This window comes from Actinomadura vinacea (genome assembly GCF_039532545.1).
In the GTDB taxonomy this organism is placed as follows: domain Bacteria; phylum Actinomycetota; class Actinomycetes; order Streptosporangiales; family Streptosporangiaceae; genus Spirillospora; species Spirillospora vinacea.
In genome coordinates, this window is the sequence record NZ_BAAARW010000004.1 from 41,177 (window position 1) to 64,490 (window position 23,314).

At 70.8% G+C, this 23,314-nt stretch carries 21 protein-coding genes and 1 tRNA gene; 10 read left to right on the top strand and 12 right to left on the bottom strand.

The genetic code is table 11. The features are described 5' to 3' along the window. Positions 1 to 113: 113 nt before the first annotated feature. On the bottom strand, positions 114 to 1,883 hold the full coding sequence (locus ABD340_RS06015) for an RNA polymerase sigma factor (RefSeq protein WP_344587500.1): 1,770 nt from the start codon (positions 1,881 to 1,883) through the stop codon (positions 114 to 116). Positions 1,884 to 2,373: 490 nt separating this feature from the next. Between ABD340_RS06015 and ABD340_RS06020 the strand changes: the two genes are divergently transcribed. After that, positions 2,374 to 3,090 (top strand): MerR family transcriptional regulator, encoded by a 717-nt coding sequence (locus ABD340_RS06020; protein ID WP_344587501.1) that lies wholly within the window; start codon positions 2,374 to 2,376, stop codon positions 3,088 to 3,090. Then, the gene (locus ABD340_RS06025) at positions 3,087 to 5,561 is read left to right on the top strand and encodes a VIT domain-containing protein (RefSeq protein ID WP_344587502.1); all 2,475 of its coding nucleotides are present in this window, start codon (positions 3,087 to 3,089) and stop codon (positions 5,559 to 5,561) included. The genes ABD340_RS06020 and ABD340_RS06025 overlap by 4 nt, the downstream gene beginning before the upstream one ends. A 49-nt stretch (positions 5,562 to 5,610) precedes the next feature. On the opposite strand, the gene ABD340_RS06030 is transcribed toward ABD340_RS06025, so the two are convergent. After that, positions 5,611 to 7,074: an MFS transporter gene (locus tag ABD340_RS06030; protein WP_344587503.1), complete on the bottom strand. Its 1,464-nt coding sequence runs from the start codon at positions 7,072 to 7,074 to the stop codon at positions 5,611 to 5,613. Positions 7,075 to 7,176: 102 nt separating this feature from the next. Between ABD340_RS06030 and ABD340_RS06035 the strand changes: the two genes are divergently transcribed. Further along, positions 7,177 to 7,572: a MarR family winged helix-turn-helix transcriptional regulator gene (locus ABD340_RS06035; protein ID WP_344587504.1), complete on the top strand. Its 396-nt coding sequence runs from the start codon at positions 7,177 to 7,179 to the stop codon at positions 7,570 to 7,572. Between the two features lie 58 nt (positions 7,573 to 7,630). Here the strand turns inward: ABD340_RS06035 and ABD340_RS06040 are convergent, their stop codons facing one another. From ABD340_RS06040 to ABD340_RS06070, 7 genes are all read right to left on the bottom strand, one after another. Next, positions 7,631 to 9,214, bottom strand: a complete 1,584-nt coding sequence (locus tag ABD340_RS06040) for an FAD-binding oxidoreductase (protein ID WP_344587505.1) — start codon at positions 9,212 to 9,214, stop codon at positions 7,631 to 7,633. Positions 9,215 to 9,338: 124 nt separating this feature from the next. Beyond that, a complete protein-coding gene (locus ABD340_RS06045; protein WP_344587506.1) occupies positions 9,339 to 9,668 on the bottom strand; it encodes a DUF4326 domain-containing protein in 330 nt (109 codons plus the stop codon). A gap of 246 nt (positions 9,669 to 9,914) precedes the next feature. Beyond that, the gene (locus ABD340_RS06050) at positions 9,915 to 10,433 is read right to left on the bottom strand and encodes a hypothetical protein (RefSeq protein WP_344587507.1); all 519 of its coding nucleotides are present in this window, start codon (positions 10,431 to 10,433) and stop codon (positions 9,915 to 9,917) included. A gap of 78 nt (positions 10,434 to 10,511) precedes the next feature. After that, a complete protein-coding gene (locus tag ABD340_RS06055; protein ID WP_344587508.1) occupies positions 10,512 to 10,940 on the bottom strand; it encodes a MarR family winged helix-turn-helix transcriptional regulator in 429 nt (142 codons plus the stop codon). 358 nt (positions 10,941 to 11,298) lie between these two features. Beyond that, a tRNA-Thr gene (locus ABD340_RS06060) sits at positions 11,299 to 11,371 on the bottom strand. A 57-nt stretch (positions 11,372 to 11,428) separates the two neighbouring features. Further along, positions 11,429 to 12,946: an alpha/beta hydrolase gene (locus ABD340_RS06065; protein ID WP_344587509.1), complete on the bottom strand. Its 1,518-nt coding sequence runs from the start codon at positions 12,944 to 12,946 to the stop codon at positions 11,429 to 11,431. Positions 12,947 to 13,034: 88 nt separating this feature from the next. Next, a complete protein-coding gene (locus ABD340_RS06070; protein WP_344587510.1) occupies positions 13,035 to 13,466 on the bottom strand; it encodes a TetR/AcrR family transcriptional regulator C-terminal domain-containing protein in 432 nt (143 codons plus the stop codon). A 1-nt stretch (position 13,467) separates the two neighbouring features. On the opposite strand from ABD340_RS06070, the gene ABD340_RS06075 reads away from it, so the two are divergent. Beyond that, complete coding sequence (locus tag ABD340_RS06075) at positions 13,468 to 14,424, top strand: MFS transporter (RefSeq protein WP_344587511.1); 957 nt, start codon at positions 13,468 to 13,470, stop codon at positions 14,422 to 14,424. A gap of 121 nt (positions 14,425 to 14,545) precedes the next feature. Then, positions 14,546 to 15,688 carry an FAD-dependent monooxygenase gene (locus ABD340_RS06080; RefSeq protein ID WP_344587512.1) on the top strand — a complete coding sequence of 381 codons (1,143 nt, stop codon included), beginning with the start codon at positions 14,546 to 14,548 and terminating at the stop codon, positions 15,686 to 15,688. 61 nt (positions 15,689 to 15,749) lie between these two features. Here the strand turns inward: ABD340_RS06080 and ABD340_RS06085 are convergent, their stop codons facing one another. Both ABD340_RS06085 and ABD340_RS06090 read right to left on the bottom strand, forming a co-directional pair. Beyond that, positions 15,750 to 16,556, bottom strand: a complete 807-nt coding sequence (locus ABD340_RS06085; RefSeq protein WP_344587513.1) for a hypothetical protein — start codon at positions 16,554 to 16,556, stop codon at positions 15,750 to 15,752. A 727-nt stretch (positions 16,557 to 17,283) separates the two neighbouring features. Then, positions 17,284 to 17,748 carry a GNAT family N-acetyltransferase gene (locus ABD340_RS06090; RefSeq protein ID WP_344587514.1) on the bottom strand — a complete coding sequence of 155 codons (465 nt, stop codon included), beginning with the start codon at positions 17,746 to 17,748 and terminating at the stop codon, positions 17,284 to 17,286. A 221-nt stretch (positions 17,749 to 17,969) separates the two neighbouring features. Here ABD340_RS06090 and ABD340_RS06095 point away from each other — a divergent pair, with 221 nt between their 5' ends. From ABD340_RS06095 to ABD340_RS06115, 5 genes are all read left to right on the top strand, one after another. Then, positions 17,970 to 18,722 (top strand): DUF427 domain-containing protein, encoded by a 753-nt coding sequence (locus tag ABD340_RS06095; protein ID WP_344587516.1) that lies wholly within the window; start codon positions 17,970 to 17,972, stop codon positions 18,720 to 18,722. A gap of 127 nt (positions 18,723 to 18,849) precedes the next feature. Continuing rightward, positions 18,850 to 19,908 carry a ferredoxin reductase gene (locus ABD340_RS06100; protein ID WP_344587517.1) on the top strand — a complete coding sequence of 353 codons (1,059 nt, stop codon included), beginning with the start codon at positions 18,850 to 18,852 and terminating at the stop codon, positions 19,906 to 19,908. A 26-nt stretch (positions 19,909 to 19,934) separates the two neighbouring features. Continuing rightward, a complete protein-coding gene (locus ABD340_RS06105; RefSeq protein ID WP_344587518.1) occupies positions 19,935 to 21,023 on the top strand; it encodes a fatty acid desaturase family protein in 1,089 nt (362 codons plus the stop codon). Between the two features lie 19 nt (positions 21,024 to 21,042). Further along, positions 21,043 to 21,336 carry a hypothetical protein gene (locus ABD340_RS06110; protein WP_344587519.1) on the top strand — a complete coding sequence of 98 codons (294 nt, stop codon included), beginning with the start codon at positions 21,043 to 21,045 and terminating at the stop codon, positions 21,334 to 21,336. Positions 21,337 to 21,543: 207 nt separating this feature from the next. Continuing rightward, entirely contained in the window at positions 21,544 to 22,419 is an 876-nt protein-coding gene (locus ABD340_RS06115) for an AfsR/SARP family transcriptional regulator (protein ID WP_344587520.1), read from the top strand. A gap of 23 nt (positions 22,420 to 22,442) precedes the next feature. On the opposite strand, the gene ABD340_RS06120 is transcribed toward ABD340_RS06115, so the two are convergent. Further along, positions 22,443 to 23,270 carry a PSP1 domain-containing protein gene (locus ABD340_RS06120; protein WP_344587622.1) on the bottom strand — a complete coding sequence of 276 codons (828 nt, stop codon included), beginning with the start codon at positions 23,268 to 23,270 and terminating at the stop codon, positions 22,443 to 22,445. Positions 23,271 to 23,314: the final 44 nt, after the last annotated feature.

Genomic DNA, 23,314 nt, shown 5'->3' on the forward strand with positions numbered 1-23,314 from the left:
CTCACCGCGCTCACACCCACTGCGAAATGATCATGACCCACAGTAGTTTTCTCTCGACACAATGTGAATCCCCGTCACATCCGTGTCGCGAGTCCCTGGGCACGACCTCGACCTCAGCCGCCGGAGGGCGACGTCCGCTCGTCTGGGCCGGGCTCCTGCTCCGGCGGCGAGGACGGGGTGGGCGGCGGCGGTTCCGACGGGGACGGCGGCGGACTGGAGGAACTGGGCTCCGGCGCGGGCGTGTTCGGCGGGCGCGAGGGTGCGGTCCCGGTCGGCGTGGGCGGCGTGGGCGTGGGGCTGGGCGGGGGCTCCGGGGCGGGACGCCAGCTGACGCGCACCGGGACGCCGCCGGGCTCGAAGGCGAGCCCGCCCTCCCCCTGGGAGCGCTCGGAGCGGGTCACGTGCACCTCCAGCCTGAGCGCCTGCCCGGCCTGGAGGCGGCCGGACGTGGCCGCGGGCCGGACCGCTCCCCACGCCTTCACCGACCAGTCGACCGGCCCTCCCGCGGCGCGCAGCTCGACCGTGCCGCGCGAGCCGTCCGCCAGGTCGAGGAACAGCGGGGCGATCGAGAGCGTGCCGGCGCCGGGGCGGACCGGCCCGGCCGCGCCGCCGACCCCGCCCGGTGCCGGGACGTTCCCCGGCGGCGAGGGCAGCGCGGTGGGCGGCGCGGACGAGGCCAGCGCCCCCAGCGGGAAGGTCGCCGACACCGGGACGCCCGTGACGTCGCCGGACCGGCCGGGCAGCGTGGGGGACGGCCGCGGCACCCCAGAGGGCGCCGCCGGGCGCGGACTCGAACCCGTGTTGACGGCGCCGGTACGGTCCAGCCCGGGGACCAGCACCCGCACCACGGCCGCGCCCCCGCTGATCAGCAGGGCGGCCGCCACGGCCCCGACCGCCAGCCGTCCGGCGGCGCGGCGGCGGGCGCGCTCACCGGCGAGCTCGTCGGGGAGGTTGACCGTCGGCCGCGCGCCCCGCGGCTTCCCCACCGGGGACGGGGGGCGGCCCTGGCGCATGCGCGGGCGCGCCGGCCGCCACCGGAAACGGCCGGAGCTCCCCTGCCGCGACGGCGTCCCGCCCGGCTGGACGGGGAATCCGCCGGGCCCCAGGTCGGTGACCCGGGTGGCCACGAAGAGCCGGTAGCCGATCAGCTCCGGGTCGAGGAACCCGCTCATCACGCGGACCCGCAGCTCCGCGGGCACCCCGGCGCGCGGCAGCAGCCCGAACACCTTGGCGGCCGAGATCGTGCGCGGCAGGCAGGCGCCGCAGATCGCGCACTGCTCGGCGTGCCGGAACAGCCGGTCGCGCAGCGCGTAGTCGAGATCGCCGCGCCGCTCGCGCAGCAGCCCGCCGCGCGCGGAGCAGCCGTAGGGGCCCTGGTGCGCCAGCATCTCCGCGGTGAGCGACACCTTGAGCGAGGCTTCCGCGCGGTCGAGTTCGGCCTGCGCCTCCTTCGGCGGCAGATCGACGATCGAGGCCAGGTCGGCCGCCGGGAGCCGGTGCCTGATCCGCAGCTCCAGCAACTCGCGGTGGAGCGGGTCGAGCCCCAGCACCGCCTGCCAGGCCATCACCCGCTGGTCGACGTCGTCCTGGTCGTGGCTGGCGACCGGCAGGTCGGGCTTCTTGAGCCGGCCGGGCAGCCGGCGCCCGCACTCCAGCCGGGCGATCGCGTACAGCCAGGCGCCGAGGCGGTCGGGGTCGCGCAGCTTGCCGGCGTGCGCCTCGGCCACGATGAACGCGTCGCGCAGGGCCACCTGTGCCGCGTCGCGCCCGCGCAACTGGAACCAGCAGTACGCGTAGAGCCGGTCGGCGTAGGCGTCGTAGACGGCGGCCGGCGCGCCCGGGTCACGGGCGCGCAGTGCCTCGACCAGTCGACGGTCATCCATGCACAGAAAGCTAAAGGCTGAGCGGCCTCTCGACATGCCATTTCAAAACATCGAACAGCCGGGGAACCTGAATTGCCGCGGCCATTTCCGGACGCTCTCCGAACGCGGAGTAGATTGCTCTATATATTCGGAGTTGTTGTACTACGAACGCTATGCCCGAGTCGTCCGACCTGCCCGCCCATGCTCCTGTCGCGGGCGAGGTCGCGCTCGTTCGACACCGCCGCGATCGAGGTCCCACGCCGATTGCCCCTCGGCGCGGAAGGCCCATTCGGCGAGCACCATCACCAAGTTCCCAGCCGAACGTGGTCGTGCCGATCAGCCGAACATGATCTCCATTTATCCGACCACCGAAACGACCGGCATTGACCGGACTGGATCGCTATTGGCCGGACCCGGCCGCCCAATGCGCGGGGCCGATCGAGCGCGCGCCGGTCCGGCGGGCGCCGGCGAGACGTTGACACTGTCATCATTACAGTGTCACTATCGGAGCATGGAGAGCACCTGGACCATCACGGAGCTGGCGGAGCGGGCCGGCGAGGCCCTCGCCGGCGACGGGTCCGTGCAGTTCGACGGGCAGTTCGACGGGCAGTTCGAGGGGCAGTCCAAGGGGCAGTTCAAAGGGCGGGTCAACGGGCGGGTGCGGGACGTCCCGAACGAGCGGCTGATCCGCTGGTACACCACGATCGGCCTGGTCGACCCGCCGCTCGGGCGGCGCGGCCGCACCGCCCTGTACGGAACCCGCCACCTCCTCCAGGTCGTCGCCGTCAAGCGCCGCCAGGCCGCCGGCCGCTCCATCGCCGAGATCCAGATCGAACTCGCCGGGGCCACCGACGGGCACCTGCGCGAGATCGCCCAGATCCCGTCCGCCGACCAGGACGGCCTGTCCCCCGAGCCGGTCCCGGAACGCGGGCGTGAAGACCGCGCCCGGCCCCGCTTCTGGACGACCCCGCCCGCAACCCCCAACGGCCCCGTCGCACCCGCCTCCTCCGGCACGTCCGCCTCCCTCGTCCAGGGGATACGTCTGGCGCCCGGGCTCACCCTCGTGCTGGACGCGCTCGCCCAGCCCGCGCTCAACGGCGAAGACCTCGCGGCCATCGAGACGGCCGCCCGCCCCCTGCTCGACGAACTGCGGCGGCGCGGCCTGTTAGAACAGCACGCCGCGCAACCCGACAACCGGCCCGCCGACCCTTCCGGGAGATCCCAGTGACCTTGCACATCGCTCCGCTGCCCGAGCCCGAGGCGCCGCCCGTACCGGAAGGCGGCCTGGGCGCGCTCTCGACCCCACGCGGCAACCTGCCGCTCAAGTCCATCGACGTGCGCGCCTCCATCACCGGCCTCGCCGCCGAGATCGAGATCGCCCAGGGCTTCCGCAATCCCTTCGACGAGCCCCTGGAGGCGACTTACATCTTCCCGCTGCCCGACCGGGCCGCGGTGACCGCGCTGCGCATGGAGGCGGACGACCGCGTCGTCGACGGCGTGCTCAAGGAGCGCGGCCAGGCGCGGCAGGACTACGACGCCGCCATCGCCGCCGGTCAGCGCGCCGCGATCGCCGAGGAGGACCGTCCCGACGTCTTCACGATGCGGGTCGGCAACATCCTCCCGGGCGAGCACGTCACGATCCGGCTGACGCTGAACCAGCCCCTGCCCTACGAGCAGGACACGTCCGCGGCGGACCAGGGCCCCGGCGGAGCGGCCACGTTCCGGCTCCCGCTGGTGGTGGCGCCCCGCTACATCCCGGGCGCGCCGTTGGACGGCGAGCAGGCCGGGCCGGGTTTCGCGCCCGACACCGACGCCGTGCCCGACGCGTCCCGGATCAGCCCGCCCGTGCTGCTGCCCGGCTTCCCGAACCCGGTGCGGCTGTCGATCACGGTCGACATCGACCCGGCCGGGCTGGCGCTGACCGGGGTCCGCTCGGCGCTGCACGTGGTCACCGAAAGCGAGTCCGGCGACCGGACGAGGATCGCGCTGCGGCCGGGCGAACGCCTCGACCGCGACTTCATCCTGCGTCTCGACTACGCCACCGCGCCGGCCGAGGAGCCCGCCCTGGCGCTCACCCCGGACGAGGAGGGCGCGGAGGGGACGTTCACGCTGACGCTGCTGCCTTCCGGGCAGGCCCGCCCGCGGCCGCGCGACGTCGTCCTGCTCCTGGACCGGTCGGGCAGCATGGGCGGCTGGAAGATGATCGCGGCGCGCCGGGCGGCCGGCCGGATCGTCGACACCCTCACCACCGGCGACCGCTTCACGGTGATGTCGTTCGACCACGTCATCGAGCGCCCCCGCGACCTCGGCGGCACGCTCGTGCCGGGCACCGACCGCAACCGGTTCCGCGCGGTCGAGCACCTGGCCGGGCTGAACGCCCGCGGCGGCACCGAGATGCTGAGCCCGCTGCGGAGCGCGTGCGGCCTGCTCGCCGACTCCGCGCGCGACCGGGTGCTGGTGCTGATCACCGACGGCCAGATCGGGAACGAGGACCAGATCCTCGCCGAGCTGACCCCGCGGCTGAACGGCGTCCGCGTCCACACGGTGGGCATCGACCGCGCCGTCAACGCCGGGTTCCTGCGCCGGCTGGCGGACGCGGGGCAGGGCCGGTTCGAGCTGGTCGAGTCGGAGGACCGGCTGGACGAGGCGATGGAGCGGATCCACCACCGCATCGGCGCCCCGCTGGTCACGGACCTGCGGCTGGAGCCGGCGGACGGGCTGGAGATCGTCCCGGACACGGTGGCGCCGCGGCGGATCGGGGCGCTGTTCCCGGGCGTTCCGCTGGTGGTGTCCGGCCGGTTCCGCGGCTCGCCGTCCGGCGGGATCGCCGTCCGCGGCACCACATCGGAGGGTGCGGGCTGGGAGCGGCACGCCACCGGCCAGGAGACGAAGGCCCCGGCGGCGGGCGCGGTCTGGGCCCGCGCCCACCTGCGCGATCTGGAGGACCGGTACACGGTGGAGGGCTCGGCTGAGCTCGAACGGCGCATCACCGACACCTCGCTGCGCTTCAGCGTGCTGTGCCGCTTCACCGCCTTCGTCGCCGTGGACAGCAGGGTGGTCGCGGAGGGCAGCCGGCCGCACGAGGTCGTCCAGCCGGTGGAGATGCCCGACGGCTGGTGGGGCGACCAGGAAGCGATGCGGTCTGTCTCGCCCATGGCGGCCTACGGTGCGGCTATGCCGGCGGCCCCGGCGGCGCCCGGCGCCGCACCGCCCCCGCCCTCCTACGGCGCGCCCCAGGGCGCCCCGCCCCCCGGCGCTGCCCCGATGGCTTGGGGTGCTCCTCCGCAGAGCGGTGGCCCCTCCAGGGGCAGTACCCGGATGCCGCGACGCCCCGGCCCGCGCCCGGCAGGCCGTCCGCAAGGGGGCGCCCGCCCGACTGTGACGCCGGAACGGCTTCGCGAGCTGCTCGAAGCCCTCAAGGCGATGGCCACGGACACGCGTGAAGCGCGTCAGGCACACCTGCTCGGCACGGTGCTGCCCGAACTCGAAAGCCACATCCGCGCCATGCAGGACAGTGGAGTGGACGCCGACCTCACGACCCTGTCCACACTCGTGAACGACCTCAAGGCCTTCGAGGCGGGCGGCCCCGGTTTCGACGAGCTGTGGGACCGCACGATCCGAGCACTGGAGGAGTTCGCGGCGTCCGGCGACGGCGCTCCTCGGCCCGGCCGCCGGGCCTTCTGGAAGCGTCCCCGCTGACAAGCGCATGGGCGCCCTCCCGTGACCACGGGAGGGCGCCCATAGGGCGTCAGACGTGCTTGGGACGGTAGCGCCGCATCAACGGGATGAAGTTGAGGGCGAGGCCCACCACCGCGACACCGGTGACGAGGTTCACCCCGGGGTGGTACTGCCCGAAGTCCGCGGCGCCCGTACCGGTGTGCGAGCCGCCCGCGACGAGCGCGGTGACCCCGGCCAGCACCAGCGCGGCGCCCACCTGGCCGGACGTCTGCACCAGGCCGGAGGCCAGCCCCTGCTCGTCGTCGTCGATGCCGTCGGTGGCCTGGGCCATGATCGAGCTGAACCCGAACGCGAACCCGCCGCCCAGCAGCAGCATCGTCGGCAGGATCGTGAACGCGTAGTGCGGCGCGTTCCCGGCCGTCGCCAGGAACCACGCGTAGCCGAGGGTCAGGGACGTCATCGAGGTCAGGATCAGCCGCGGCGTCCCGTACCGGTCGATCAGCCGCCCGACGAACGGCGACCCGCCCGCGACCAGCAGCCCGGCGGGCAGCAGCGCCAGCGCCATCTTCAGCGGCGACCAGCCCAGCACCTCCTGCAGGTAGAGCGTCATCATGAACTGGAAGCTCAGGTACGACCCGAACAGCGCGACGATGCTCAGGTTGGCCCGGACGATCGTGCCGATCCGCAGGATGCCGAGCCGGATCAGCGGGTGCGCGACCTTGTTCTCGGTGATCACAAAGGCGGCCAGCAGCAGCACGGCCACCACGACCGAGCCCAGCGTGAGCGGGTCGAGCCAGCCGCGTTCGGGCGCGGAGACCACGGTGTAGACGGCCAGCAGCATTCCGCCGGTCAGCGTCGCGGCGCCCACCAGGTCGTGGCCGCCGCCCGCGGCCGGACGGTCCTTGGGGATCAGCGCGATACCGGCGACCAGGGCCAGGATCGCCAGCGGCACGGGGGTCAGGAACGTCCAGCGCCAGCCGAAGCTGGTCAGCAGCCCGCCCAGGATCAACCCGGACGAGTACCCGCTGGCACCGAAAACGGAGAAGACCGACAGCGCCCGGTTGCGCGCCGGACCCTCGTGAAAGGTGGTGGTCAGGATGGACATGGCGGTCGGGGCCGTGAACGCGGCGGCCAGCCCCTTCACGAAACGGGTGACGATGAGCAGCGCACCGTCGTCCACGAGCCCGCCCACCAGCGAGGCGATCGCGAACACGGCCAGCGCGATCAGGAAGACGCGGCGCCGTCCCAGCAGGTCGGCGGTACGGCCGCCCAGGAGCAGCAGGCCGCCGTATCCCAGGACGTAGCCGTTCACGATCCACTGCAGGGAGGTGGTCGACAGGCCGAGCTCGGTCCCGATCGACGGCAGCGCGACGCCCACCATGGAGACGTCGAGTCCGTCCAGGAACAGCACGGCGCACAGCACCGCCAGGACGCCCCAGAGCCGGGGCGTCCACTTCTGCTCGGCGGCGGCGTCGTGCGCGGCCGCCGGCGGGCTGTGGACGGCGGAGGCGGTTGAGGTGTCGGTGATAGTCACGACGGAGGAGATTACATGCACACGCATCTGATGTCGAAACAAAAAATTCGTTGACATCTAATGCACGTGCATCAGATGTCCATGCATGATAGAATCCGCGCCATGGAGTCCGAGAGCACCTTGGTCGACCGCTGGCGGCGGCTGCTGACCAGTTACAACGACGTCGCGTGCCATCTCGACCGCGCGCTCCAGGAGGCGCACGGGCTCAGCATGAGCGAGTTCGAGACCCTCGACCGGCTCGTCGACGCCGACTGTGACAAGTGCCGCATGCAGGACCTACTCGCCGACATGTACCTGAGCCAGAGCGCCCTCTCCCGCACGGTCGCCCGTCTGGAGAAGCACGGCCTGGCGGAACGCATCCTGTGCCAGGACGACCGGCGCGGCATCTTCGTCAAGATCACCGAGGCCGGCCGCGAGCGCCATGCCCAGGCCCACCGTACCCACCTGGCCATCCTCGCCGAACACCTCACCGAGAGCGGAGCCCCGGTCCCCGCCTAGGGCGCGCCTTACGGATCTACGTTCTGTCGCGCGACGAACAAGACCCATGAGACACGCCCTAGTCCGCGTGCACCGAAAGCGCGTGATGGAACACGTTGCGCGGATCCCAGCGGCGCTTGACCTGCTGCAGCCGCGCGTAGCCGCCCTTGTAATAGAGCGCGTGCCAGGGCGTGCCGGACGTGTTCAGGCGCGGGTCGGCCAGATCCGCGTCGGGATAGTTGATGAACGCCCCGTCCTCCACGGGCACCCCGCCACTGCTGGAGAACAGCTTCCGGTAGAAGTCCCGTGTCCACACCAGGTGACGCGTGTCCTCCGCCCCGCCCACCCAGCCGACAAGAAAGCCCACAAGAAAGACCGAGTCGCGGTGCGCCATGGCGGTTGCGCCCTGCTCCACCACGTTGACCCGGCCGCCATAGGTATTGATGAACATGTGAGCGAACTCGGGAACACCGTCGGCGGACAGGCGGCCATGCACCATGGCCATCTGCTCGTCCGTGAAGCGCCGGCGCCGGAAAGCCGACTTCATCTTGATCCGACGATCGAACGGCCCCTGGTTCCCCGACCCGTCCTGGGTCACAGCCGTAAGCCAGGGAACAGTGGACGACTCGGGTTCGGGCCGTACGTCGACCCCTCGGCCAAGGGCGTCCACTAGGCCGTCCAGTATCCGCTCGGCCCCGCTGTCAGCGGAAACACGGCCCGCCAAACCGATGCTCCCGTTCGGCTTGCTGCCCAGTACGAACTCTCCATAAAGCGCGGCCGCCGCTGCGCCGGGTGCCGAGTTCCGCTCGCCCCACTCCCCGTAGTTGCGCATCAGCCTGACGAACGTGTCCCGGTCGAGTTTCTCCCACGGCCAGTTCAACGAGTACTTGAGCACGGTGGAAGGCGGCCTGGGCAGCAGCCGGGCGGGATCGTCGCCCCGAGCGTCCGGGGAACGGAACCAGTACCGCGTGACGATGCCGAACATCCCCCCGCCGCCGCCGGTGTGCGCCCACCAAAGATCCCGGTTCGGATCCGACGCCTCCCGGGTGGCGACCACACTCCTGGCCTTCCCGGACGCGTCCACCACCACGACCTCCACCGCATAAAGATGATCGACGGTCAGGCCGTGCAAGCGGCAAAGGGCACCGTAGCCGCCGCCGCAGACATGCCCGCCCGCTCCCACCTCAGGGCAGGTGCCCCCCGGAACGGTCACCCCCCACCCCAGGTACAACCGCCGGTACACCTCCCCCAGCGTGGCGCCCGCCTCGACCATGAACGCCTTACGACGGTGGTCATAGCCGACCGCCGTCATCCCGGACATGTCGACGATCATCCGCACGGACGGGTCGTCCACGAAGTTCTCGAAACAGTGACCGCCACTGCGGACGGTGACCCGCCCCCCGGCCCGCACCGCCTCGCCGACCGCCCGCACAACGGCCTCGGTGGAACCGGCCACCCGGATCTGGTCGGGCCTGCTGCCGAACCTCTGGTTGTAGCCCCTGAGCACCAGCGACCGGTAACGCGGATCGTCGGGCCCCACCGTGACAGACCCGAAACCGCCGTCCTCGGCCGCGCCGACCTGCGACGTCCCGAGCAAGGCCGGCCCCGCGACCGCCGCCACGGCTCCACCACGCAGGACGTTTCTACGAGAGTGCTCAACCACGATCGGCCTCCATCGCCCTGCGTGGTCAAGCCAGAAGCCGCCACGCGGTCCAGATTTCCGAATCTAGAAATGGACCGCGACCCCAACCATCGGGCCAACCCCCCATCCAAGGTAGGGGTAGCCCCTATTCGCCCCCCGCGATCCGCAGCAGCACCGCCGCGTGGCACAGGTCGGGCTCCCCTTCTTCGGGCAACGGGCACCAGCAGGCCAGGTCCTTCCCGGCCAGCTCCCGCCGGATCTCCCCATCACCCGGGTAGCCCACCTCGTCCACCCACCCCTCAGGCGGGTCCCGCCGCACCCGGATGTACTCCTCGAAACGCCGCACCGACTCCTCGCGGCTCATGCCCTCGCCGATCTTCCAGGGGTTCCCCCACCGAGTAGGCCGAGCCACCACCACAACCCCCTCGGGCTTACGCCACCCCCGACTCCTCCGAAGCCGAACCCTCCGAGCCATAACACCCCCTTCCCCGCAACACACCTCCCCCACCCCTCCCGCGACCTGGTCAAGCAGTCGTCAGCCCCCGTTGTCGCGCCCTAGCCACCCACGGCGATCGTCGCGAAACTCGGCTGTCGCATTCGACCGGCCCGGGGGCGGCTCCGGCGACGCCTACCGGGGCGGTTGCCACCGACATCACCAGCCCGGCGGCGAAGGGGTGTTCGGCTGCGGGGGTCGGTGGGCTGTTTGGTTTCGAGTTGCGGCTCATCCGTGTTCAGCGTGCTGGCCATGGTCGGTGACCTGGGCGTCGAACCAGGCGTGCAAAGCCTTGATCAAGCCTGGGTCGGATGTGGTGTAGGTGATCTGGGCTCCGGAGGGCGTTTGCGCGTAGCGGGTGGCGATGCGGGTGTGGCCCTGTTCGAGTTCGCGCAAGCCGGGCATCTCGCCGCCGTGGATGGATGCGGGGTCGCCGTAGTCGCCCTTGCGGAAGGCCGCGGTTTCCTCGGTGAGATGCTGACGGATCAGTTCGACCTGCCGCGCGTCGGCCGGGTCGTCCGCGGTGACCGTCTGGACCCCGCCGGTGCCGGTCTTGGTGAAGCGGTGCGTGGTGCGGTCGAGATCGAACGGCATCACCTGCCGGCTCTTGGCCGCGATCTCCGCTTGGCGGGCGGCCTGCGGCTGCTGTTCATTCCGGTCGGCGTAGGTGTAGCCGACCGCGGACGAGAGGGCGATGACCACCGGGGCGGCCACGAACAGCCATGCGCGGCGGTTCTTCAGGTTCATCCCTTGACCTCCAATGTACAGTACGGGGGTTGGGTATACACGAGGCCGGACGGCCCGTTCAGCGGCTTGCAAGGATTGCTAGGGGTGCTCTGTCGCGTTCGCGAGGAGTTCGAGGGCGTGCAGCACGTTGGCACGCTCACCAGGGGGGACGCGGTCCAAGATCGCGGAAAAGCGCAGTGCCCTGGCCTCGGCGAGCCGGGCCGCCGCGTTCGCTCCGTCGGGGGTGAGCCGGACCAGCACCCCTCGCCCGTCGCCATGGGCGGGTATGCGCTCGGCCCAACCTCGCTTGATCAGCTGGGTGACGAGTCGGCTGGTGGTGCTCTTTTCCAGGCGGAGCCGGTGGGCCAGGTCATGCTGCCGCAACGCGCCGTCCCTGGCCAGCTCGCCCAGCGCGTGGGCCTCCGACACCGGGACGGGCTGCCCACAGGGCGTCTGGTCAGGCTGGTGGAGACCAAAGGCTCGGACGAAGCGCACCATGGCTTCCTGGAGCTCCTGATCATCCATCATGGTTCGACCGTACAACGACATGGTTGTGCCCTGCAACCAGATTCCCGTCCGAGACACGCGGCCTTCCGGCGGTGCGAACGCATGGGTCAGCGGGTCTGACCGGCGGCCTCAGACGATCCGAACCGCCCGGAATCGCCGCCGAGACCCGGACGCATGCGATCCTCCGCAAGGCGTTCAGTGACGCCGTCCTGGTCGACGTCCCGAGTCGGCGGCCACTCTCCGGGTCTACGCGCACGTGATCAGGTCGGCTGAGATTGCGGCTGCTGAGGCGTTCGCTCGGGTGATGGGCGAGGCCGCCTGAGGGCTGCCGAATAGCAAAAGGCCCCTTGCGAAGATCGCAAGGGGCCTCTGAGCTGGGAGCCGCCTATCGGAATCGAACCGATGACCTGTTCATTACGAGTGAACCGCTCTGCCGACTGAGCTAAGGCGGCGTTCGCCGTACGGGACGGCGGGCAGCAGTCTACCGGGTCTTGCGGGGTGGACGTGCATCAGCGGCAGACGGTGCCGTCCTTCGGCGGCTTGGTGGTGACCAGGTAGCTGTCTGTGGCACGGGTGATGCAGGCGTTGCCCTGGAGGTAGGCGGTGTGGCCGTCGCCGTCCAAGCTCAGGAGGACCCCCGAGTCCAGTTGGGAGGCGAGGCTCTTGGCCCACTTGTACGGGGTGGCGGGGTCGCGAATGGTGCCGATCACCAGGATCGGGGCAGCGCCCTTGGCTGCTATGCGCTTGGGCTGCTGCTTGCTCTGGACGGGCCAGTAGACGCACGGGAGGCCGCCCCAGACGACGAAGGCGCCGAAACGGGGAGCGGACTTCCTCGCCTGATCGACGGCCTTGCCATAGGCGGTGACATCTGTGGGGTTGGCCTTGTCCACGCAGTTGACGGCCATGTTGGCCTCGGACTGATTGCTGTAGGAGCCGTCGGACTTACGTTCGACCATCTGGTCGGCGAGCGTTATGAAGAGGGTGCCGTCTTTCTGGTTCAGGGCCTGGGAGAACGCCTGGCGAAGGACGGTCCAGTACTCCTTCAAGTAGAGGGCCGTGGCCAGGCCCATGGTGGCCCAGGACTCGGTGACCTTACGGGAGTCCCGGCTGTTGCCCAGCGGGGTCTTGTCGACCTGCTCGAGGAAGGTGGAGATCCGGTCGATGACGGCGTCCTCGGACTTGCCCAGGGGGCAGTCGGGCCGTTTGGCGCAGTCCGCGGCGAAGGCACGCAGGGCCGTCTCGAAGCCCTTGGCCTGCTCCACCAGGGTTTGTGTGGACGATTCCTTGGGATCGACCGCACCGTCCAGGGTCAGGGCGCGAACCTTCTTGGGGAACTGCTCGGCGTAGAAGGCGCCCAGGTACGTGCCGTACGAAGCCCCGTAATAGGTGAGCTTCTCGTCTCCGACGGCGGCGCGGAGGACGTCCATGTCGCGGGCCGCGTTGAGGGTGCCGACGTAGGGGAGGCGCGCGGCGGACTTGTCCTTGCAGCCGGCGGCGAAGCCCTTGCTTTGGGCGACCAGGGTGTCGAGTTCGCTTTGGTCGTCGGGGGACGAGTCGGTGCTGAAGTACTGGTCGAGCCGGCGGCCGTCCACGCATCGCACGGGGTCGCTGGAACCGACGCCCCTGGGGTCGAAGCCGATGATGTCGAAGCGCTCCCGCAAGTCCTTGCCGAAGCTGCGGCCGGCCTGGCGGATGAAGTCCACCCCGGAAGCGCCCGGACCGCCGGGGTTGGTGAACAGGGAGCCGATGCGCCGCGACTTGTTCTCAGCGGGAAGCCGGATGAGCGAGACGCGCATCTGACCGCTGCCAGGCTTCGTGTAGTCGATCGGCACATTCGCCTTGGCGCACTGGAAGCCGCCCCCGCAGTCCGACCACGACAGGCGCTGCTTGTAGAACGAGTCCGTACCCGCTGGGGAGCCGGCCGGGGGTGTCTTGGGCGCGGCGCTATGAGCCTGCTCTTTGGCAGTGCCGTTGCACGCTGTCATCGCCAGCGTGAACGTCATGACGGCGCCTATCCACCTGGTCACCCGCACTTGGTAGTCCCCCGTCACATCGTTCCAGCAGGCAGAAGCCCACGCTACGGGCCCGGAAGCTGAGAGGCCAGCGGCACCCCCGTCACCCTCTGTATTCGCGTTCGATCCCGTCCAGCAACCAGGCGAGCCCCTGCTCGAACGGCTCTTGGTCGTCCATGCCCTCCTTGTGAGCACGCTGTAGGCGCGGGTAGGAGCCGGTCGCGAGCATGTCGTGCATGTACGGCTCGCTTTGATCGTCCGTGTCGTCGCCCCGCGCGCGCAGAAGGCGTCCGCGGACGAAGTAGCCCGTCATGTAGTGGTCGACCGCCATGACGACCTTGGCGGCGTCCTTCATCCCGATATCGAGGCGGGACAGGGCCGCCAGCGACTGCTCGCCGTGCCTGAGGGCGTTCGGGCCGACCCGGGGGCGCGTCGCCAGGTCGGCCATCCAGGGGTGGCGCAGCAGCGTCTCGTACTCCCTCCGGGCGATCATGCTGATCGCCTCCCGCCAGTCGTCCGGCAGCGGCTCCTCCATCGTGGACGATCTGAACTGGCGCTGGCTGTTCTACGTCAACATTCCGTTCTGCGTGGCCGCCCTGGTCGCCGCAGTCCGCTTGCTGCCCAAGGACACCGAGCGGGCTCCCGACGCGCGTCTCGACGTCCTCGGTATGGCGCTGCTCTCCCCCGGCCTGGCCGCCCTGGTGTACGGGCTGTCGGAGGCGGGCGACGGAGCGGGCCTGACCAGCGTCCCCGTGCTGGCCGGAGCCGGCGGCGGCGCCGTCCTGATAGCGCTCTTCGCCGTGCACGCCCTGCGCCGGGGCGAGAACGCGCTGATCGACCTGCGCCTGCTGCGGCGACGCCCGTTCCTGTCGGCCACCGGTGGACTGTTCCTGTACACCGCCGCCGTCTTCGGCCTGATGATCCTCATCCCGCTGTACCCCCAGGTCGTACGGGGCGATTCCCCGCTCGACGCGGGCTGGCTACTGGCTCCCCTCGGCCTCGGCGCGATCGTCACGATGCCCCTGGCGGGCCGGCTGGCCGACCGCTACGGCAGCCGCTGGCTCGCCGCGGGAGGCCTTGCGCTCGCCCTGTGCGGGGCTCTCGTCCTGACCGCGATAGGCCCGAACACGAGCCGCGCCGTCCTGATGGGCGCCGTGTTCGTGATCGGCCTCGGCCACGGCCTCGTGGCCCCGAGCCTCATGGCCGCCGCCTACCAGGGACTTCCGCGTCCTTCGATTCCCGGCGCGACGGCTGGGGCCAACATCCTTGTGCGCATCGGAAGCTCGATCGGAACCGCCGGACTGGCCATCGTCCTGCAACTGGCCATCCGCGACGGCGTCCCAGGCACGAACGGCAACCTTCGCGAAGCCGGCTCCGCCCCCCAACTGGCCGAAGCCTTCACCCACACCTTCTGGTGGGCGGTCGCGATCGCCGCGGTGGCCTTGATCCCCGTCCTCGCCGTCCCGCGCCGCAAGCCCACACCAACGCCATAACCCGCCCCCCGATAGCCACCATCCCTCCACCATTTGGCGTCGGACTGATCGGCCGGAAGGCACCCTGGCGGAAAACCGATGTTTGGGGGATCGTGCACATGACGACGAGAAAAGGGGCGTGATGACGGTACGCACCGCGGTTGTCGTCGGCGGCGGAATCGGTGGGCTGGCCACGGCGGTGGCACTCTGCCGCGAGGGATGGCAGGTCGAGGTCTGGGAGCGGGCCGCGGAGTTCACCGAGATCGGCGCCGGCTTGTCCTTGTGGCCCAACGCACTGCGCGCCCTTGCGGTGCTCGACTTGGCCGATCACGTCAAGAAGCTGGGCGCGGTCGAGACGCGCGGCGGCGCCCGCGACCGAACCGGGCGTTGGCTGGTACGCACCGACAATTCCGAGCTCGAACGGCGTTTCGGGGAACCGTTGATCGTGGTGCACCGTGCCGACCTCGTGCGAACCCTCGTCGAGGCGCTCCCGGCAGCGGCGCTGCGACCGTCGACCACGGTCACCGGAATACACGATGACGGTGACGCGGTGGTGGTCGAAAACGACCATGGGAGCCTCCGCGCCGATCTGGTGGTCGGAGCGGACGGTCTGCACAGCACCGTGCGCCGTCTCGGATGGCCCACCGCGGAACCGCCCCGCTACGCCGGCTACACGGCCTGGCGCATGGTCACGGAGCCGCTGCCCGAACCACTCCCCGACGGCGCCGTGACCTGGGGACGAGGTGAACGGTTCGGATTCACCTCGATGAGAGGCAACCGCGTCTACTGTTTCTGCACCGGCAACGTGCCCGCAGGAGGCGTCACCCCGGACGGCGAATACGCCGAGCTGCGCCGCCGGTTCGGGACATGGGCCGAACCGATCCCCACCTTGCTGGCCGCCGTCACCCCGGACGACGTACTCCGGCACGACATCTACGATCTGCCCGCTCTGCCCACATATGTCAGCGGCCGGGTTGTGCTACTCGGCGACGCGGCCCACGCGATGACGCCCAACCTCGGACAGGGCGCCTGCCAGGCGCTGGAAGACGCCGCCGTGCTGGGCGCCTGCCTCGCCCAGGCGCGGGACGTCGGCTCGGCCCTGGCCCGCTACGACCGTCAGCGCAGAACCAGGACCCAGCGCATCGTACGCAGGTCCGCCCGCCTGGGCGCCGTCGGCCAGTTGGCCTGGCCACCGGCCGTCCTGGCCCGGAACCTCCTCGCCAGGTTGACACCTGGAACGGCGACCTTGCGGTCCATGGAACCGATTCTCGGCTGGGACCCCTGATGCCCGACTGGACCTACCACCCGCTGCGAGGCTCGCAGGCGCGATGCTCGGTGTGCGCCGATCACAACGCGCTGCGCTGTGGACACTGGCGACGCTCTCCTCGCTGCCCGGCGGGCGCCGGATGATCGAGGGAGCGTTCGGTCACACGGCGCCTCCTGAGGTACTGGCCGGCACCGTCGTCGGCATCGACGTGGCAACGCGTCTCGGCGCGGTGGTGCCTCCCGAGGTGGCCCGCGACGCCGTCCGCGCGCTCCCCACGCAGGGCGCCGGCCTGATCGTGGTCGCCCCCGTCGGCCGGGACGACGTCGAACTGGTGCGCCAAGCGGCCGCCGGCCGCCGGTGCCCTGTTCTCGTCCGGACGTCCGACCCCGCAGTGGCAACCGCCCTCGCCCCTCACGTCGATGCCGTCCTGCACATCGCGCCCCCGCCCGAACAAAACGCAGCACCAGCCAACCCCGAAACGCCGGCCGCCGACCCAACCGCCCACAAGGTTGGGGATGAGGGCCTGATCGAGTTGGGCGGGCCCGACATCGATGATGCGTTGGCGGCGCTGGAGGGTGGGGCCGAGGCTGTTCTGGCGACGCCCGCGGTGCTGGTGGCGGCGGGGCCCGGGTGGTTTCAGCGGGTGGCGGAGGCTGCCACCCCGACCGCGCCCGCGCCGGGCTTGCGGGACGTGCGTCGCGATCCTCGCCGATGGCCCACATGGTGGTGGGGGCTGTGCGTGGGGATCGGGATGATCTTCGCGGGGTTGGGCGCGGCCGCCATCACCCTTGGGCCGGTCCTGCTCTGGTACGACCGGGACTTCCTCGGCCTGGACGAGGAACGGCTGCACGGCGTCAATCACCACCTGGTGCACTTCCTGCAACACGACAGGATCACCATGGCCAGCACGATGTTGGCGATCGGTGTGCTCTATACGGGGCTGGCCTTCGGGGGGCATCAGGCACGGGTGGCCATGGGCGCGGAACGCCTACCTCGCCTCCGGGTACATCGCCTTTCCGACGCTGTTCTACTTCCTGGCCTTCGGGTTCGTGGAGCCTTTGCACACCGCGGTCACCGTCACGCTCTTCCCGATGTTCGTGCTCGCCATCCGTCGGCGTCCGGCCCGGCCTCGGTGGACGGTCATGGCCGAGGGCCCGGAACCGGAGCGGCGCAGGGCGTTGCTGGGCCAGCTCCTGATGATCATCACTGGGATCGGGCTGTTCGCCGGTGGTGCGGCGGTGTCCGTCGTGGGCCTCACGAACGTCTTCGTGCCGAGCGATCTCACCTTCCTCCGTACCTCGGCCGAACAGCTCGACGCGGCCGGCCCCCGACTGTTGTCGTTCATCGCGCACGATCGGGCCGGCTTCGGTGGCGCGCTGATGGCCGCCGCCGTGGCGATCACGCTGTTGAGCGCCTGGGGGTGGCGGCGCGGCCACGCATGGGTCTGGTGGTCGCTGGCGCTTGCCGCGACCATCGGGTTCATCCCGCCTGTGCTGGTGCACTCGCACATCGGCTACAAGGACTTCTGGCACCTGGCGCCCGTGTACTTCGGGATCTGCCTCACCATCCTCGCCCTGGCTCTGGCCCGCCCTTACCTGTGTGCGCGTACGGGGTCAGGTCGTTTGGAGCAGCCTCGTCATGTACGCGCTGTGCGAGTCAAGGCGGTAATCGGCGAACGGGGCGCAGTAGTGGAACCCGAACTTCTCGTACAGCCTCCTCGCGGGGAGGAAGAAGTCGGTTGAGCCGGTCTCCAGACTGATCCGGGCGAAGCCCATCCGTCGGGCCTCGTTCAGGATGTGCTCCATCAGCAGGGACGCGACTCCGCTCCGCTTACGCGCCGACGTGGTGCGCATCGACTTCAGTTCGGCGTGGGCCGCGTCCAGCCGCTTGATCGCTCCGCAGCCGACCAGGGCGCCGCCGTCCTTGACCGACCAGAACGTGACCTCCGGTCTGCGGAGCCCGTCGAGATCGAGGGCGTGCTTGCTTTCCAGAGGCGTGATGGAGCGCATCTCCTGGACGTGCTCCTCCAGGAACGCGACGATCTCAGGGCCGGACAGGTCGTCGACGACGATCTCCACTTGGTGCTCCTCCTCGCACGTGTTCGGGCGATCGAGTTTAGGTTTCCGGTCATCACCAATGACCACACAGGGCGGTCTCACGGGCCCTGCCCCGCTTCTCCCGGACTGAAGGCCGGGGCATACACCGGAGATCCGATGCCTCAGGGGCTCGCCCTTGGCGGCCTCTCGGAGGCGGGGTCGGGACGCGAAATAGGGGGTGGGGTGGGGCTGTTGCCTCGGGTATGGGCACCTCACACAAGACCCGCGTCCGGACGGAAGAGGGCGCGAAGCGGGTCAGGGCGTACCTGGGTGGCAGGCTGGTCGCCGACACGACCCGGCCGTTGCTCGTCTGGGAGATTCCCTACTACCCGGCGTACTACATCCCGGTCGCCGACGTGCGGGCGGAACTGGTGGAAGAAGGGCCGGGGAAGCACTCCCCGAGCCGGGGCGACGCCACCGCGTACACGGTCAAGGTCGACGGGGCGCAGGCGGAGGGGGCGGCGGTCCGGTACGAGGAGTCGCCCGTCGAGGAGCTGCGGGATCGGGTCCGTTTCGAGTGGGACGCGATGGACGCCTGGTTCGAGGAGGACGAGGAGGTGTTCGTCCATCCGCGCGACCCGCACACCCGGGTGGACGTGCTGGCGTCCTCGCGGCATGTGCGCGTCGAGGTCGACGGGGTGACGGTGGCGGAGTCGGGCAGTCCGCGGCTGCTCTTCGAAACGGGCCTGCCGGTGCGCTACTACCTGCCGAAGCCGCATGTGCGGATGGATCTGCTGGAGTCCACCGACACCGTTACGCGGTGCCCGTACAAGGGGGATGCCGTGTACTGGTCGATTCAGGCGAACGGCACCGCGCACAAGGATCTGGCCTGGTCGTACCCGACTCCGCTGCCTGAGAGCGAGGGTGTGGCCGGGCTGGTGTGCTTCTACAACGAGAAGGTCGACATTTTCGTCGACGGGGTCAAGCAGGAACGACCGAAGTCTCCGTTCAGCTAGACACCGGCCTTCGCGGCCGCCGCTAAAGCGGCGGCCGCCCTTTTGTCAACGGGCTCTGCATCCTTTGGCGCACCGTCGTGCGACGGTGTGACGGTCCTGCCGGTTCGCAGCGCCCCGGGGAGGCCCGTTGACCGCTCCGTTCGCCATCACCGAACGGCTGGCCGGTGCCGCGCGCCGGCTGAGCACACCGCTGCTGCCCGAGGACTACCTCGTCCTGCTCAACCCGCTGTGGTCGGCCACCGACCCGCGCGGGCGCGTCGAGTCGGTCCGGCATGAGGCGCCCGGAGCGGCGTCGTTGCTGATCAGGCCGGGCATCACCTGGCCGGGGCACCGGCCGGGGCAGTGGCTGAAGATCGGTGTGGACATCGACGGCGTCCGGCACTGGCGCACCTTCTCGCTGTCGTCGCCGCCGCGCTCCGACGGCCGGATCACCATCACGGTCAAGGCCACCGCGGACGGGCGGGTGTCGCGGCACCTGGTCCATGCGGTCCGTCCCGGGACGATCGTGCGCCTGGGCGCGCCGCAAGGCGACTTCGTCCTGCCGGAGCCGCCGCCCCGCCGCGTCCTGTTCCTGACGGCGGGCAGCGGCATCACGCCGGTGCGGGCGATGCTGCGGCACCTGGCGGGCTCCGGGACGATGCCGGACGCCGTCCTCGTCCACTCGGCGCGGACGGCCGACGAGGTGATCTTCGGGGCGGAGCTGCGGCACCTTCCCGGCCTGCGCCTGCACGAGCGGCACACCGCCGCCGACGGGCGGCTCAAGCTCGCCGAACTCGACGGGCTCTGCCCGGACTGGACGGAACGGGAGACCTGGGCGTGCGGGCCGGCCGCGCTGCTCGACGAGATCGCGGCGCACTGGCGGTACGCGGGCGCGGCGGGGCGGCTGCGCGTCGAGCGGTTCCGGACCGTCCTGAACGCCCCGGCGGAAGGCGGCGGACGGGTCCGGTTCACCGCGAGCGGCATCGAGACCGGCGCCGGCGCGGGCACCCCGCTGCTGGAGGCCGGGGAGGCAGCGGGCGCGCTGCTGCCCAGCGGATGCCGGATGGGGATCTGCCACAGCTGCGTCGGACGGCTGCGTTCCGGCCGGGTCCGCGACCTGCGCACCGGCCAGGTGCACGGCGAGGAGGGCCACATGATCCAGACCTGCGTGTCGGCGGCCGCCGGCGCCGTGGAGATCGACCTGTGAACCGGCGATCGAGGGGATTCGACACCATGACCGCCACCACCGCGGCACACCTGGCCCCGGCCGACTACGAGGCGATCGCCCGCGAGCTGGACGCGCTCCGCGACGAGATCGCCGCCGACCTGGACGAGCGCGACTCGGCCTACATCCACCGGGTGATCCGCTGGCAGCGCGGGCTGGAGATCGGCGGGCGGGCGCTGCTGCTGGCCTCGTCGCTGCCGCCCGCCTGGCTGGCCGGGACGGCGACGCTGACCGTCGCCAAGATCCTGGAGAACATGGAGATCGGGCACAACGTCATGCACGGCCAGTGGGACTGGATGCGCGACCCCAAGATCCACTCGACCACCTGGGAGTGGGACAACGTGTCCCCGGCCGACCAGTGGAAGCATTCGCACAACGTGGTGCATCACACGTACACGAACGTCCTCGGCAAGGACAACGACGTCGGGTACGGCATCCTGCGGGTCTCGGCCGAGCAGGAGTGGAGCCCGGCCCACCTGGTGCAGCCGCTGGTCAACGTGCTGCTGGCGGTGCTCTTCGAGTACGGCGTCGCGGTGCACGACCTGGAGTTGGACAAGGTCCAGGCGGGCGAGATCGACCCCGCGGAGACCCGGGCCAAGCTGCGCGCCATCGGCCGCAAGATCCGCCGCCAGTGGATCAAGGACTATCTGGCGTTCCCGCTGCTGAGCGGGCCGCAGTTCGCCACCACGCTCGCGGCCGGATGCACCGCGAACGCGGCCCGGAACGTCTGGGCGCACATGATCATTTTCTGCGGGCACTTCCCCGGGGACGTCGAGGTCTTCGCCGCTGATCGGCTCGACGGCGAGACGAAGGGCGAGTGGTACGTCCGGCAGCTGCTCGGCTCGGCCAACATCAGCGGCGGCCGGCTGCTGCACCTGATGAGCGGCAATCTGAGCCACCAGATCGAGCACCATCTCTTTCCCGACCTGCCGAGCAACCGCTACGTCGAGATCGCCCCGCGGGTGCGGGCGCTGTGCGAGAAGTACGACCTGCCGTACCACACCGGTCCGCTGGCCAGGCAGGTCGGCAGCACGTGGAAGAAGATCGTCCGGTACGCGTTCCCGGGCCCGCGCACGCGCGGCGAACGCTCGGCTTAGCGGGCGGAGGGGCCGGCGGTTGAAGCGGACCTGGCCGCATCTGTACCAGTGTCCGAACCGTCCCCGCGCCGACGTCTACGAGCACGAGCGGTTCGGGACGAAGGTGGGCGTGCTGGACACCGATGCCAGCTGGTTCATCTGCTGGACGCGCGGCGCGCGGCATTCCGGCGGCAACGACATCTGGTACTACACGCGGGGTGATCGGACGGCGCGGCGGCCGGAGTTGCAGGCCTGGGGATACGTGCCGGCCGTGGAGCTGTACACCGATCGGCATCCTGCCCCCGAGGTCACCCGGGAGTGCCCGAAGGGCTGACGCGGCATCCCCGCCGAACAGCGCTTTCTCTTGTTCTGAACAGATCCGAACGGATCGTTCACCGGGTTTCGCGACCGTTCCGGACCACGGCTGTCTACCCTTTTGCGGGTACCCCGGTCGTCGGGGACCCCGCCACCCCGCCGCACCCCGCGAGAGCGTCCACGGAAGACCGCCACGGAAAGGGTGACGGATCGGGTGACGAAACGCGTGAACTTTCGGATTCTGGGGCCCCTGCGCGCGGGCGTGCGGCAGGGCCCGGTCGACCTCGGGGACGGCCGGGCACGGCTCGTCCTGGCGACGCTGCTGTTGGAGGCGGGCAGGGTCGTCCCGGTGGAGCGCCTGGTGGAGGCGGTCTGGGACGAGGACCCGCCCGCCTCGGCCCGTCCCCAGGTCGCCATCGCGGTGTCGAGCCTGCGGCGTGCCTTCCGGGACGCGGGCTGCACGCACCGTGTGATCGAGACCGCGCAGCCGGGCTACCGCGTCCCGCTGGGGGCCGACACGGTCGACGCGGTGACGGCCGAGCGGCGGATCGCGGCGGCGCGGGCGGCGGTACGGGCCGGTCGCCACCACGAGGCCGCGGAGCGGTTCGGGGCGGCGCTGGCGCTCTGGGACGGCCCGGTGCTCGCCGGTCTGGAACGCGCCCTCATCCTCGCGGCCGCGCTGCGCTGGGAGGAGCTGCGGCTGACGGTCACGGAGGAGGCCGCGGAGGTGGAGCTGGCCCTCGGCCGCCACCACGAGCTCGTCGGGCGGCTGATGGGGCCGGTGATCGAGCATCCGTTCCGGGAGCGGTTGCGCGTCCTGCTGATGCTGGCCCTGGTGCGTTCGGGACGGCAGGGCGAGGCTCTGGAGGTCTACCGCGATGCCCGCCGCATCCTGTCCCGGGAGCTCGGTCTGGAGCCGGGACGCGAGCTGCGGGAGCTGTATCAGGCCATCCTGAGCGATGACCTCTCCATCCACCGGCGGCCATTCACCGCCCCTGAGGCGGGCCCGCCGTCGACGTCCAGGGGCTGCACCGGTGCCGTTCCGCGGTCCCGTTCCCGCCGCTGGCGGGGCCTGGGCGGCCGTGGACGTTCACCGCTGTGACGACCATGGGCCCGGTCGTCATGTCATTCGGTTTCACCGGAGTTGTAGTGGGCGTCGTGCTGCCGGCGGGGGGAGCAGACGGAGGCCGAGGGGCAGGAGCAGCGTCCGCCGGAGTTCAGGCGGACGGCGACGGTGTCCGAGGGGACGTTGCGTCCCACCACCTGACCAGGGCCGTTGGGGGTGTCCACGCGTGCGCCGAGAGCGGGCATCCGCTCGTGCGCTTGGACGTAGAGCGGGTGCTCGTACTTGAGGCAGCACATCAGGCGGCCGCAGGCGCCGGCGATCCGCAGCGGGTTGACCGGAAGGTCCTGTTCCTTGGCCATTCGCACCGAGACCGGCTCGAAGTCCTTCAGGAAGGTGGCGCAGCACAGGTCGCGTCCGCACGGGCCGATGCCGCCCTGCAGGCGGGCCTCGTCGCGGGGGCCGACCTGGCGCAGTTCCACCCTGGCCTTGATGTTGCGGGCCAGGTCCCGGACGAGGGCGCGGAAGTCCACCCGGTGCGGCGCGGTGAAGTAGACCTTGAAGACGTTGTCGGCGTCGAGGTAGTCGACGCCGATCACCTTCATCGGGAGTTCGTGCTTGCGGATCAGGCGCTTGGCGATGCTCCGGCCCTCGGCGCGGCGCCGCCGGTTGGCCTCGTCCCGGGCCAGCTGCTCCTCGGCGGCGGGGCCGGCGCAGACCGGCAGCCCGTCGATGTCCTCCGACACCCACTGCGGGGCCCAGACGCACTCGGCCACCTCGGGGCCCGCATCGGTCGGGACCAGCACCTTGTCGCCCACCCGGGGCGAGTGCGGACCGGGATCGAGGTAGTAGAGGCGTCCGTAGCGGGTGAAACTGACGGCCATCACCATGCCCACGGTTTCGCTCCGTTCGCCCGGTTTCGTGGGAACACCCT

Excerpts from the sequence above, each read along its gene's own strand:
- ABD340_RS06015 (WP_344587500.1), bottom strand. The coding sequence starts at position 1,883 with ATGGATGACCGTCGACTGGTCGAGGCACTGCGCGCCCGTGACCCGGGC.
- ABD340_RS06020 (WP_344587501.1), top strand. The coding sequence starts at position 2,374 with ATGGAGAGCACCTGGACCATCACGGAGCTGGCGGAGCGGGCCGGCGAG.
- ABD340_RS06035 (WP_344587504.1), top strand. The coding sequence starts at position 7,177 with ATGGAGTCCGAGAGCACCTTGGTCGACCGCTGGCGGCGGCTGCTGACC.
- ABD340_RS06045 (WP_344587506.1), bottom strand. The coding sequence starts at position 9,668 with ATGGCTCGGAGGGTTCGGCTTCGGAGGAGTCGGGGGTGGCGTAAGCCC.
- ABD340_RS06050 (WP_344587507.1), bottom strand. The coding sequence starts at position 10,433 with ATGAACCTGAAGAACCGCCGCGCATGGCTGTTCGTGGCCGCCCCGGTG.
- ABD340_RS06055 (WP_344587508.1), bottom strand. The coding sequence starts at position 10,940 with ATGATGGATGATCAGGAGCTCCAGGAAGCCATGGTGCGCTTCGTCCGA.
- ABD340_RS06070 (WP_344587510.1), bottom strand. The coding sequence starts at position 13,466 with ATGGAGGAGCCGCTGCCGGACGACTGGCGGGAGGCGATCAGCATGATC.
- ABD340_RS06080 (WP_344587512.1), top strand. The coding sequence starts at position 14,546 with ATGACGGTACGCACCGCGGTTGTCGTCGGCGGCGGAATCGGTGGGCTG.
- ABD340_RS06095 (WP_344587516.1), top strand. The coding sequence starts at position 17,970 with ATGGGCACCTCACACAAGACCCGCGTCCGGACGGAAGAGGGCGCGAAG.
- ABD340_RS06105 (WP_344587518.1), top strand. The coding sequence starts at position 19,935 with ATGACCGCCACCACCGCGGCACACCTGGCCCCGGCCGACTACGAGGCG.
- ABD340_RS06120 (WP_344587622.1), bottom strand. The coding sequence starts at position 23,270 with ATGGTGATGGCCGTCAGTTTCACCCGCTACGGACGCCTCTACTACCTC.